Genomic DNA, 13,264 nt, shown 5'->3' on the forward strand with positions numbered 1-13,264 from the left:
TTTGTTATTGCAGTGTTTTGATATATTCTATAATAGCGTTGATCTGTTCGTCATTAAGCTGTCCCTGATAGGTATTCATGACATCAGGAAAACCTTCAACAACTTTAGCACTAGGTTCTAAGATAGATTCTCGTATGTAATTTTCATCAACAGTTACGGTAGAACCATCGGACAGAGCCTCTTCACTTCCAAACTTGCCTTGCCATGTTGGACCGGTTAGTCGTGTGCCATCTGTCGAGTGACAAGTATTACATGCGTACTCTTGTACCAACTGTTCGCCCCATTCAGCAGGAGCAAGATCTTCGGGTTTAGAGCCTCCGCTTTCATTTTCAGCCAGCCACATTTCAAACTCTTCTTGTTCATGTACAATTACTTCTCCGAGCATGTCGGAGTGACCGTCACCACAATATTCTGCGCAATAGATGATCGATTCTCCCGGCTCTGGAGCATTAAACCACATTTCGGTGTAGCGGCCAGGTACCACATCTTGCTTCAGCCGGAAATCCGGTACGAAAAAGGAATGGATCACATCATTGGAATTCATGATCAGTTTCACCGGTCGGTCAGCAGGTACGTGTAATTCATTATTGGATCGCGCTCCATTTTCATAAGTAAATTGCCAGGTCCACATTTGTGCTGTTACTTGCACTTCATAGGCGTCATCGGGCACAACGCGTTGATTCAAAAATACCTGATAGCCCCATCCAAAAACTATGATCACCAAAATGAGGGGAATTACAGACCAAGTAACTTCGAGTTTGTTGTTGTGAGTTATGAGCGGTGTTACTTCATCTTCTGACTTTCGCCGATACTTATATACGAAATATATAATTACTGCAATTAGTCCAACTGTTAACACCAAGCTACTTAGGTGAACAAACCAAAATAATGTATCGGTATGTTCAGCCAGCGTTGATTTTGCTGGTGGAAGAAATAGATCGTTAAGCGCGTCCATTCGTATCTTTTATTTTCTTTTCATTATTAGAATATCTGTATCGCATCCACATAAAACCGATAAATATACCCAGAATTAGCACGGTAGCAAAGCCACCGATTTGCATAATTTTCCAGGCCACCGGCACATAAGAATTGGAATCCGCATCATATTGATAGCAGTAGAGAAGTACTCGTTCTGCCGTGCTTCCAATATCGCCATCAGCTGCTTCATAGAGCGCATTCCGCATGTCAAATTCATCAAACTCGAGCCCATAAAGGTAGCGGGTAATCTTACCATCGGGACTTAAAAACATGATGGCAGCTCCGTGTGCATATTCGCCATTTTGGAGCTTTTGGTAGTCGAATCCCACCGCCTCAGTCAGTTGTTTTATATTTTTTTCATTGCCGGTTAAGAAATGCCAACCTTCCTGGGCATTTTGTCTATCCAGCTTATTTAAATATTGTTGTTTATTGTCAGCAGCCAGATCCGTTTTTTCTGTTGGGTCAATGCTGAACGTAATAATATTATATTCACTACCCGGAGACCATTTTAGGTCATTAACACCTTTATAGATGGCCTCTTTAATCATAGAGCACAACTGCGGGCATTCATAATACACCGGATTAAGCAGTACCGGTTTTTCTTTTTCAAATATTTCCTGTAGTGCTATTGAATCGCCTTCAGCGTTGGCGAATGTTAAATTGAGCGGTATATGCTCACCTAAACGCTCGGTTACTCCTACATCGTCTAAATCATCTGGTTTTTGCTTATTTAATTGGGCAAAACTTGTGATTGGATGCAGGAACAGGCAAAAAAGAGCAATCGCAACGCCTGTGTATCTCATAGTACTAACCAGTTATTCTTCATCGGCAGCCATATTTGAAATAGCGCTGTCGATTGGGATTCGATATATACGATTTTCAAGATCTACAACACCAAAGCTATCCAATTGTTGTTTTGCTTCCTGACGTAATTGGTTTGCCTGGTAATATTGGCTCTCCGAAGATACACGCTCTTCTACAAACGATTGATTATAATGATACAATTCATAGAGAGCCTGTACAATTACACTAACGATAATTATGCCGAAAACGCTCCAAAAAACGAGCCGCTTATAGTTCAGTTGATCAAGCATTACTCCATGACCCACTGAATCGGCTACTTTGCCATCCGAAATTTCTACATCGACCCGCTCGTGTTCGTCGGTCGATTCCTCTTCAATATCTTTTTCGGATTCAAAAACATTTTCCCCGCCTTTTTCAAGCTCGGTCGCCCACATCAATATTACTGATACGGGCACATTATATTCTTCAGAGAGCTCGTCTAAGTTCTGTTTTGAACGATCGAGTGCCTTTTGGGCTACTTCTTTCTTAAATGCGGCGGAATAATTTTGTTCTTCACTTGCCATATAAGTGTAAAGGCTTTTTTCGCAGCGGGCAGACCCTTACTGCTTTCAGCGTATTAGCTTGGTTAAAATTAGTGTTTATCAAGTGAATCAGCCAGCTTTGGATCGTTAATGGGAACCATTTTACTCTGCTTAAAACGATAGAAAAACAGTCCCATAAAAATACCTCCAAGACCCAGAAAGCTGGTGATAGTAATCCAATCAAAATGAAAACCATGATGGTGCAGCACCGGCATAACAATCCAGTAGAGCTCAACCAGATGTGAGGCAAGGATTAATGCAGATATGGTGCCGACAATTTTGAAGTTCGATTTTGTCCATTTTGGCAGTAGTACTACGAATGGAATTACAAATCGACCAAACAAATAGAAGTATGCTAAATATTCATATCCGCCGTTTAGCCGTTCCAGATACCAAACGGTTTCTTCGGGAATATTGGCATAATAAATTAGAAGAAATTGACTGAATGCGATATAGGCATAGAATACCGTAAATCCAAAGAGTTGTACGCCAAGATCGTAAATATGTCCCTTCTTAATAGTATTCGTAAGCAATCCTTGTTTCCAGAGGAACAGCACAATAAGAATCAGAGCTGCAAAAAGTCCCTGAAAGCTCATCGCAAAATAGTACACGCCAAAAATAGTAGAATACCAGTGCGGGTCAAGCGTCATCAGCCAGTCGAAAGAAGCAAAAGCAAGAGTAATAGCAAAGAAGAAGATCCCCGGTCCGCTGGTTCGTCGTAACAGTGTTTGCAGGCCCCAGTCTCCGGTTTCATCCATTTCAACGGACTTTTGGTACATCTGGTATCCCAAGAAGCTCCAAAGTCCAAAATAGATAACCTGACGGATAATAAAGAAGGGAGTATTCAAATATGGTTCCTTACCCTGCAGAACCGGATCGGCGGCAACAGCATCGGCGTGTGTCCAGTGATATAGCGAATGCATGCCTAAAAGTATAGGGATAATAAACAGTGCCCATATCCACATATTAGAAGAAATCGCTTCAGGGATACGGCGGAGAACAGCACTCCATTCTGAGCGTGTCAAATGCTGGAGCATTACAAAGAACAAGCTTGCCAGTGCAATGCTGGAGAAAAAAGCAAAGTTCACCAGGTAAGAGAAGAAAAACTGATCGTGTTCCAGGAAATAGCCAATAACGCTGGCCAACAGACCTACAATCCCCACACCAAAGAGCGTTTTGGTAATATTAAGATCAGAAGGAAACTGCAGCGTATCGGTTATCTTAGGCTTGCTCATAAACTAAACCAATTGTTTAAATACTTAACTGTGTTAAAATTTTATTCTTCGTCGCTCAATGACTTGATGTATTCAATAAGCGAATTAATTTCACTCTCACTCAAATAATCATACGGCGTCATTGACGGGGGAAATCCCTCTACAATTTTGGCATTGGGATCAACGATAGATTCGCGTATATAATCTTCATCAGCAGTTACTGTTGATCCATCTTCCAGTGTTACTTCGTGCCCGTATAGATTCTCCCAGGTGGGGCCTACCAGTTTGGTACCATCGGTAGAGTGACAAGTCATACACCCGTTGTCCTGAGCTACGGTTTCACCGCGTTCTACCGAAACTTCATCGTCTTCACCTGCAGCTGCAGCCTCTTCACGTGCCTGTGCCGCCAGCTGTTCTTCTTGATACTCTTTCTGTAGTTCTGCAATATCCACATCATACTGTTCCAGTTGTTCTTCAGGAACATGTTGGCTGCGTTGTAATGCTCTTACATATGAGACAATAGCCCAGCGATCTTTTACCGGTATCTGGGTAGCGTAAGAAGGCATTGTACGGATACCGTTAGTGATTGCTGAATACAAGTATCCATCACTTTGATTACGTATTCTCTCTATATGGAAGCTGGGTGCAGGTACATAGCCATAGTTATTAGCCATGACAATCCCGTTCCCATCTCCGGTAAGGCCGTGACATGGCGTACAGAACACTTCATATCGTTCTTTCCCTCGATAAATAAATGATTTTGTTACATCCACAGGAATTTCGTCAACAAAGCTGCTGTCTTCATTTATCCCTTGGTACAGGGCAGGATCATCTTTCAGTTTGCCACGAGCAATGGTCCCTTCAACCGGTTTACGCATAGCACGATTATCATCGAAAAATTCATTTTTTTCCTGAGCATCAAAGCGCCGTTGTTGGTCCATATTCATGTTGGGATGAATTGGTTCTTTCTCGGAGAGCTGCCCGCGGCATGCAGACAATACCAGTGGTAGAACAAAAGCTGCTAATAATATATGCTTGGTAACTTTCATCTGATTGTTGTGCAAACTAAGATTTTTTAAGTCAATTATTCCGAATCGTACACGGTTTCAATATGTGTCGCTCCATTATCGCGGAACAACTTGATAACTTTTTCTTCCGCAAATAGATCGTCAGTAGCTTCTATACAGACAAAGAATCCGTCATCAGAAGCTTTTTCGAAACGTTCTACATTAAAAAGCGGATTATGCAACCGTGGCAAATTATTTAGTGCAAGCATTCCGAAGGTGGCGGCAAAAGCAGACAACAGTACTGTAAGCTCAAAAGTTACAGGTACATATACAGGCAAGTTTATGAATGGTTTTCCGCTAATATTTATGGGATATTCATATCCCATAACCCAAATCATGAGGGTAAGCGCTCCTACCATACCGATCAATCCGCCAACCAGTACAATCCAGCCGAGAGGAGAGTTTTTCAGTCCCATCGCTTTTTCCATTCCATGAATAGGAAATGGAGCATATGTATCAAAATCCTGATAGCCGGATTTTTTTACCGAAGCGGCTGCATCAACCAGTTCTTTCGGATTACGAAACTCAGCTAAAACGCCATAAACTTGTTTGTTTTCTGCGTCCATATATAATCAGTTACTAAACAGTTTGCTCTTCTTGAACCACAACAGGTTCGGTTTTCTCTATATCAAATTCTTGTGTTTCTTCGTCGTAATTATGCGGATCAGCCTGCGGCATAACACCTTTTACTTCTGCAATCGCGACCATGGGTAAGAAGCGCAGAAACAGCAGGAAGAAAGTGAAAAATAATCCGAAGGTTCCTACATAAGTGAGTATATCCCAGAATGTGGGGGAATAATAATCCCAGGCCGAAGGCATAAAGTCGGTTGAAAGTGAAGCAACGGCAATCATAAATCGCTCAAACCACATGCCGATGTTCACGATGATCGAAATAACAAAAGTTATAGCTACATTCCTCCGGATGTTCTTAAACCAGAGAAATTGCGGAGTAATAACATTACAGAACATCAGGATCCAAAAACCCCATGCATAGGGGCCGACGACATAGAGCCAGAAAATTCCTTGTTCATAAATATAGCCACTATACCAGGCAACAAATCCTTCCATAAGGTATGCAAAGGCAACTAAGTTGCCTGTTACCATCATCACGAGATTCATTTTCTCCATGATGTCGATGTTCATAATATCTTCAAGATTGTAGATCTTGCGGGCGATCAGCATCAGCGTAAGAACCATTGCAAAACCCGAATAAATGGCGCCGGCAACAAAGTAGGGCGGAAATATTGTGCTGTGCCAGCCCGGAATCACCGAAACGGCGAAGTCGAACGATACAATTGTGTGTACCGAAAGTACCAGCGGAGTGGCAAGTCCGGCCAATATCATGTAGGCTTTTTCATAATTCCACCAGTTGCGAAAACTGCCTGTCCAGCCAAGTGAAGCAATACCATATGAAATCTTGGCAATTTTGCTTTTTGCTTTGTCTCGCAATGTGGCAAAGTCGGGAATTAAGCCTACATACCAGAAGAGTAGTGATACCGTGAAATAGGTACTAACGGCGAATACGTCCCACAACAGCGGACTTGAGAAGTTGGGCCAAACAGCCATCTGGTTAGGGATGGGGAAAACCCAGTAGATTACCCAGATACGTCCCACGTGAATGGCCGGAAACAAGCCCGCACACATTACGGCAAAGATTGTCATAGCTTCCGCAAAGCGGTTAATGGCCGTACGCCAGCCTTGACGGAACAGGAAGAGAATAGCAGAAATCAACGTACCTGCGTGACCGATACCAACCCACCAAACAAAGTTAATAATGGCCCAACCCCATCCGGCAGGGTTGTTCAATCCCCAGATACCTGTTCCATCCCAGACCAAGTATGCAACTGCCCCGAGCATTGCGATAAGTAGGAGGTTAGCAAGTCCAAATGCGAGATACCACAATTTGGGCGTGGGAGACAAGGGAGTTTTAGCAATAAGATTAGTAATACTCCCAAAGGTATGATCACCTTTTACGAGTTTTGGCTCCGGTACGTATTGATAATCTGTGCTCATCGTAGAATTGTTGGAAATTAAGCCAGTTTCGGATTGGGATTGCTGATTTTTGAGAGATATGACGTTCTTGGACGCGTGTTAAGCTCTTCAAGCATCAGGTAGTTGCGATTGTTTTTCTTCGTTTGCACTACCTGGCTGTCGGGATCGGTGAGATCACCAAAGTAAATTGCATCAGCGGGACAAGCTTGCTGACAAGCTGTTTCAACAGCACCATCTTCGGGTTTTTTCGTCTCACCGTTCGTTTCAATAGATCTTTCAATTTTGGCCCGGTTAACACGCTGCACGCAGTAAGTACATTTCTCCATCACACCGCGGAAACGTATTGTCACTTCCGGATTCATAGCCATCTGAATAATTTCCGGATCATCGCCGCCGGTTAAAAATTCTTCTGAATAATTGAAGAAGTTAAATCTCCGAACCTTGTAGGGACAGTTATTTGCACAATAGCGGGTTCCTATGCAGCGATTGTACGTCATTTGGTTCATGCCATCATCGCTGTGTGTTGTTGCCGCTACGGGGCAAACCTGTTCACACGGTGCCAACTCGCAGTGCATGCAAGGCACCGGCTGGTGCAGTGCTTTGGGTTCATTTACATCACCATCAAAATAGCGATCGTTGCGAATCCAGTGCATTTCTCGTCCGCGGCTGACTTCGCGCTTACCTACCACCGGGATGTTATTTTCTGCCGTGCAGGCAATAGTACATACGCCGCAACCTGTGCAGGCATTTAAGTCGATTGCCATACCCCACTGCGGTTCATCATCGGGGTAATCTTCTTTCGTAATAGCATCAAAAATGCTGAGTGGCGCATCATGTCCCTGTTCTTCAGCATAAGCCAGTCCCGGCATTTCTGCATCATAAGCAGAATCATAGGTGGAGAAATCCGGGTTGTCGCGATATTCCTGAAGCGTTGCATGACGCAATAGCGATCGTCCTTCCATGGAATGATGATCTTGCGTACAGGCAACTTCATAGGTTTTGTCCGTTTTCTCTACGGAAATATCGCTGGCAAAAAGCATATTTTCACTGGTGCGAAGAGGGTAGGTATCGAAGCCTGTTGTGTTTGCAACCCGGCCAATTCCTTCGCGCCCGTATCCTACGGTAACAGTGATACTGTCGTCAGCGTGACCCGGCTGGACCCATGCGGGCATCTCAACCGTTGTGCCATCGACAGTTATTGCAATCATCTCTACTTCAGCTTTGCCCAAACCTGCTTCCTTAACCCCCAGCTCGTCGGCGGTCTTCTTGCTCATCAGCGCGACATTATCCCAGGTAATCTTGGTCATCGGCTCGGGAAGCTCTTGTAGCCATCCATTATTGGCATACCGCCCGTCAAACACGGTAGAATCTGCCCGGATAACCAGTTCCATACCCTCCGAGGGGTTAGCGTCAGCTATAAAATTGCTTGCTTCTGAATTAAACTGGTTCGAAATCTGTGGCGATGTGGCAGAGAACAGTTCTTCTCCTGCGGTCCCATCGTGCAGGGCACGTTCCCACTGGCTTTCAAAATTTGAAGGATAAAAATCTTGCCATGTTTCCTGAACGAGATCATATCCCTTTGTTTGTTCACCATTTACAATGATGTTGAGAAATTCAATCTCACTTACACCTGAATACAGCGGCTCAATTTGTGGCTGGATAATAGAACGCGTCCCCTCATAAGAGTATCCATCGCCCCATGCTTCGAGGAAATGAGCACGATTGATGTGCCAGTTTGCCTGCTTTGAGGTCTCATCGTAATAGTCAGATAAATGAATAACCTGTCCGGCGTTAGAAAGTGCTTCCTCAAAATTCAGATCAGCCGGAGCGGTAAAAACAGGATTGGTGCCAACGATCACAACCGTATCGATTTGTCCGTTGTTTAGATTGTTGACCAATCCGCCAAAAGCATTTCGATTGTTTTGCTGTTCGATATGAGGAACTTCTAGATAGATTACCGTTTCTCCCGCATTGCCAAGTGCTGCATTCATTGCAGCTACTGTAGCATGAAGTTCCGGTGCATGCTCACGTCCCACTGTAAGAATGGAATCACCCTGATTGGTAAGTAATTCTTCTGCCAGGACGGGAATCCATTCGTGATCAGAAAACTTGTTAGAATATCCCTGGAAAGCTGACAATCCGCTGACAGAATTCGCAAGCTCAGCGGCAAGGGCATATATAAAGAGATCGATTTCGCCTGATTTAACTCTCAGTCGGTTATCGGCATTGGAGCCTGTAAGTGTATGAGTGCTTTCAATAGCATAAAACCGAGACATATCATCTTCGGTGGACATAATTTCGCGTCCATCTGCATAACGTCTCGTGGCTTCAACACTGTTCTTGTTAGCGGCTGGATTTAAGAAGTCATCGTCAAAACTTATAATGACTTCTGCTTCATCAAACTTGTTCGAAGTTCGTAACCGCTGCCCAAAAGCAATGTTTGTGCCTTCAAGGGCATTATCTTCGCCAAACGGTTCATATGTAATCCATTGTGTGTTGGCAAAAGTCTGTTTGGCCTGCTCTTTTAATCGGTTGAACGTAGGTGAGGAGTTTGCTTCTGATATAAAAGCAACATTCTGGTTGGTATCAGAAAAATGTTGATTACAGAAATCAACGAAAGCATTTAGCGAAGATCGTTCACCTTCATTTCGGATAAACCGCGAGCGATCGGGATCGTACATGTCAAGAATTGCTCCCTGGCCGAAAATACTGGTATTGCCGTTACTTGCAGGGTGCAGTTCATTTCCTTCAATTTTGGTGGGGCGTCCTTCGTTATTTTCGATAACCAATCCCGACAGCGAATCCTGAAAAGGCATTGCCGAAGCATAGTAAAGAGGATTGCCTTCCGTAATATCTTCCGGTTGCTCGGTGAACGGCACAATTTTCTGAACAGGGCGCCGACAGGCAGTGAATCCCGCCAATGCAATAGAAGCACCCATCACGCGCAGAAAGCTGCGCCGGGATACTTCATCATTTAGTTCGGTAGCATTTTCTGGAAATTCACGCTCGACGTACTTTTCATATTCATCGTTTCTGGCAAGTTCGCCCAGACTTTTCCAGTAATTTGGATTTTTTACTTCTTCGCTCATTCCGTTACGATTGCGTTAATTCAGATTCGTTCGGTGGTACCTAGAAATTAATAGTGACAACTCTGACAGTCTGTTGGGGGATCTATATTGTTCTTGGAAACCAACTCCATTCCCACTTTTATTTGATCTTCAGCTTCATATCCCATAGTTGTAACTTCTTCAACAGGACGTACATACTCTTCAGGGCTGCGATGACAGTCAAGGCACCAGCTCATGCTCAATGGTTCTTTCTGGAACACTTTTTCCATACGATCAACTCTTCCATGGCAGGTTTCGCATCCCACGCCAACATTTACGTGAGCGGCATGATTGAAATACGCGTAGTCAGGCAGATTATGAACTCGAACCCATTCAATTGGATCTTTATTCTCCCAGCTATCCCGAACTTTTTGCACTTCCTCAGGATTTTGAGATCCATCAATTTGGTTGTGGCAGTTCATACAGGTTTGAGTTGCCGGTACATTGGCATGTTGCGATTCTTCAACATTGGTGTGGCAATATTGGCAGTCAATATCAAGTTCGCCGGCATGCAACTTATGGCTGTATTCGATGGGCTGCTCGGGAGCATATCCAACATCGGTATATTCGGGAGAAAAATAATACCAAACTCCTGCTACAGTTACAGTTGCGAAAATAATAAGCCCGAGCAAAATACGTTGAGGTACTTCATTTGCCCACTTGGGAAAAATCTGAGCCATTGGATCTTAAGATTTATCGTTGCTTAGTTTAGCAGATGTTCTCTGGAAAGTTCGGCCTGAAAGTATGGAAAATCCCATTCATTTAGAACCTCAAAAAATGTCTAATTTCATATTTAAATCGATTCTAAATAGATTATGTGTAGATCAATTCCTTAGGGTCGAAAATCAAGAGGCCTAAGATATAATCTATTTTCCAAAAATGCCTAACGGGATTTTGATAATATTCTTAAAAAATATTTGAAAGTATCTGTCGTGTTTAGAGTTGGCTTGAACGACCGGCATATAAATAGTAACAAGCAGTTCGAGTAGCTAATCGCTGATACTGACAGCTTCTTGGAATCTATTTTGTTCGGACTTTCTGATTTATAATGATAAAAAATCACCAATATTTTTTACTTTAGGCGTTGCTAAAATTTGAATAAGAATTGCAGAATGACTTCTGACGAACCGTTTACGATTGATCTGCTGAAGGATATCAGCTTGGCAAAAGCTATTGGCGTTATATTATTAATAAGTACTGTGGCATTCGTTTTTTTAATCTGGCTCATCTATTACAAGGGAGGGAGCGATTACAGCTCAAATTTGATTACCAGCCTTCCGGCGCTTAATGCTTTATTAAATAGTGCCAGCACTGTTCTTCTTCTTTTGGGATATCGGGCGATTTTACGCCGTAATTTCAGTCGTCACATGAAATTTAATCTAACGGCCTTTGTAACTTCTACTTTTTTTCTGATCAGTTATGTCATTTATCACAATTTTCATGGCAGTACTCCTTTCACGGGAGAGGGGCTTATCCGGCCGATTTACTTTTTTATTCTGATTACACACATCATCCTTTCAGCAGTGGTTATGCCTATGATCTTGACTAGTTTTTATTTGGCATTTTCCGGTAAACTGCGGCTTCATCGCAAAATTTCTAAAGTAACATTGCCCGTTTGGTTATATGTATCTGTAACGGGCGTTCTCATCTTTTTTCTCCTGCGGGTTTATTCGTGAATAGTATATGATTAAAAACACTAACAGGCAGTTATTGCCATATCTAAGCAGTTTGTGTCGTTATGTTTGTAATCATCATTAGCGCGGGACTTACTTCCCGCGCGAGATATATTTAAGAGTAGGCTGTGGCGATTTACCATTAACATCTTGTTTAACGTACCTCTGGTGCGTAGCCGAAACGAGCTCATATCTCATTCCCAAGCTCCAGCTTGGGAATGTAATTAAGAAAAGAAATGATAGCGCGAGCGTCTGCTCGTGCTATAGAAACGTTGTTCTGGTTAGCTAACAGGTATTTCTGTTTATTGCTATACGAGCCCTGTCCAATTATTGGCGGATTGTGATCAAATCCGCAATGACGTCAAAACTGCACATGATGATAGCAAGCTACGATATCAAGCTGTCTTCAGACAGCTTCTGGTTTTCTTTGTAGCCCGGTCCTTTCAAGGCCGGGCTATATGATGGCAAGTCTCCGCCTGGTGCTATTGCAGATTACTCCGTGAGCTCCGAATGCTTTCGGAGTTTAGTCGGAATGACGTCAACGGGCAGAAGTCTAAACCCCCATTCTTATCGTCATCCCACACGGCTTGAAAGATATATATAGCAATCGTTCAGAACAGCGGCTATCAAAATGCCATTTCACTGATTACATTCTTCAACAGGTCAGGATATTGCGGATCAATCCACAGGCTGTGCCAGTCTGTAATGACTGTGATGAAAGCGGTATCAATAATAATCATCATGCAGTATTAGCCCTACATAGCCAAGCTACTTTCGGGCGTAGTGATCCTTTAGTGGTTCATAAAGCAGGTCCTATGCAGAATTTTGCGGCAGGAAGTAACGGAATGGGTGTTCTATCACATGACAGAAAAATTTAGCAGGATGTGCTGAACTGTCAGCCGGCGAAAAGCATGATAAACAGAAGGCGATAAATAGCGCAGGGGCACAGCGCACCGTGCCCCTACTGCTGAGTTTGGAAATTTGTGAATTATGCCAAAAAATCTTCGCCGGCTTCGGGAATCCAAACTTCAGTATCTGTAGATTCTTCAGTAAGCTCTTTGAACTCTTCAGGATCATCCACCATAACCGGCATTGTGCTGTAGTGAATGGGGACAGCGTAGCTGGCTTGAATCAAATCGCAGGCCATAGCTGCTTCTTTTGGACTCATTGTGTAGTGTCCGCCTATAGGCACAGCAATAACATCCGGCTCATAAAGTTCACCATAGAGTTCAAGATCATAAAAGATATTTGTATCACCTAAATGATAAAAAGTAATATCATCATCAAAAGAGATAATTAGTCCTGCCGGTTCGCCTGCGTAATCGCTTTGGAAGGATGAACTGTGGTTAGCAGAAACCATTGTTACGGAGAAATCATCAAATTCAACGGTGCCTCCTTTGTTAAATTCAACAGCCTGATCTTCATTAAGATCGTGCTTACTCACCAGTAGCCGAGAAAGCTCAACCATGGTTGCTACTGTACATCCTGTTTGCTCGGCAATATCGAGCGTATCACCCACATGGTCGGCATGTCCATGAGTGAGCAAAATATAATCTACATCGGTTTGCTCTTTATATTCTTCGGGTGTTGTGGGATTTTGCGATAAAAAAGGATCAACTAATATTGAGTTACCGTTTGGAGTTGTTAATTTAAATGCTGAATGCCCTAACCACTGAGCTTGAACTGATGTTTCCATAATTGTAATAATTTAGTTCTGGGTTTGTTTTAAATTGTATTGATTATCCGAAATCAATGTGTTATTAATAACAATCAAGTGCAGATAATTAGAAGAAAATAATGATAAGAAAAACCACTTCATTTAGTTTATTATCACAACATTCTAAAAGG

The 13,264-nt window shown here is 42.9% G+C and carries 11 protein-coding genes; 1 reads left to right on the top strand and 10 read right to left on the bottom strand.

The features are described 5' to 3' along the window. Positions 1–4 precede the first annotated feature (4 nt). The 9 genes from coxB to ACT3ID_RS12635 all read right to left on the bottom strand — a co-directional run bounded on the left by coxB (position 5) and on the right by ACT3ID_RS12635 (position 10,423). Entirely contained in the window at positions 5–955 is a 951-nt protein-coding gene (gene coxB, locus ACT3ID_RS12595; RefSeq protein WP_491542399.1) for a cytochrome c oxidase subunit II, read from the bottom strand. Continuing rightward, complete coding sequence (locus tag ACT3ID_RS12600) at positions 942–1,781, bottom strand: SCO family protein (RefSeq protein ID WP_491542400.1); 840 nt, start codon at positions 1,779–1,781, stop codon at positions 942–944. Before ACT3ID_RS12600 ends, coxB begins: the two co-directional genes overlap by 14 nt. 12 nt (positions 1,782–1,793) lie before the next feature. Beyond that, positions 1,794–2,345 (bottom strand): transposase, encoded by a 552-nt coding sequence (locus ACT3ID_RS12605; protein WP_491542401.1) that lies wholly within the window; start codon positions 2,343–2,345, stop codon positions 1,794–1,796. Between the two features lie 68 nt (positions 2,346–2,413). Next, a complete protein-coding gene (locus ACT3ID_RS12610; protein WP_491542402.1) occupies positions 2,414–3,598 on the bottom strand; it encodes a hypothetical protein in 1,185 nt (394 codons plus the stop codon). A gap of 41 nt (positions 3,599–3,639) precedes the next feature. After that, positions 3,640–4,641 (bottom strand): c-type cytochrome, encoded by a 1,002-nt coding sequence (locus ACT3ID_RS12615; RefSeq protein ID WP_491542403.1) that lies wholly within the window; start codon positions 4,639–4,641, stop codon positions 3,640–3,642. Positions 4,642–4,661: 20 nt separating this feature from the next. Further along, entirely contained in the window at positions 4,662–5,210 is a 549-nt protein-coding gene (locus ACT3ID_RS12620) for a DUF3341 domain-containing protein (protein WP_491542404.1), read from the bottom strand. Positions 5,211–5,223: 13 nt separating this feature from the next. Further along, positions 5,224–6,657, bottom strand: a complete 1,434-nt coding sequence (gene nrfD / locus ACT3ID_RS12625; RefSeq protein WP_491542405.1) for an NrfD/PsrC family molybdoenzyme membrane anchor subunit — start codon at positions 6,655–6,657, stop codon at positions 5,224–5,226. Between the two features lie 17 nt (positions 6,658–6,674). Beyond that, complete coding sequence (locus ACT3ID_RS12630; RefSeq protein ID WP_491542406.1) at positions 6,675–9,725, bottom strand: TAT-variant-translocated molybdopterin oxidoreductase; 3,051 nt, start codon at positions 9,723–9,725, stop codon at positions 6,675–6,677. Between the two features lie 47 nt (positions 9,726–9,772). Further along, the gene (locus ACT3ID_RS12635; protein WP_491542407.1) at positions 9,773–10,423 is read right to left on the bottom strand and encodes a cytochrome c3 family protein; all 651 of its coding nucleotides are present in this window, start codon (positions 10,421–10,423) and stop codon (positions 9,773–9,775) included. 432 nt (positions 10,424–10,855) lie between these two features. On the opposite strand from ACT3ID_RS12635, the gene ACT3ID_RS12640 reads away from it, so the two are divergent. Next, positions 10,856–11,419 carry a DUF420 domain-containing protein gene (locus tag ACT3ID_RS12640; protein ID WP_491542408.1) on the top strand — a complete coding sequence of 188 codons (564 nt, stop codon included), beginning with the start codon at positions 10,856–10,858 and terminating at the stop codon, positions 11,417–11,419. Positions 11,420–12,404: 985 nt separating this feature from the next. Here ACT3ID_RS12640 and ACT3ID_RS12645 read toward each other — a convergent pair. Beyond that, positions 12,405–13,112, bottom strand: coding sequence for a metal-dependent hydrolase (locus ACT3ID_RS12645; RefSeq protein WP_491542409.1), 708 nt, complete (start codon positions 13,110–13,112; stop codon positions 12,405–12,407). Positions 13,113–13,264 lie beyond the last annotated feature (152 nt).

It is taken from the genome of Fodinibius sp. GM108 (assembly GCF_058386985.1).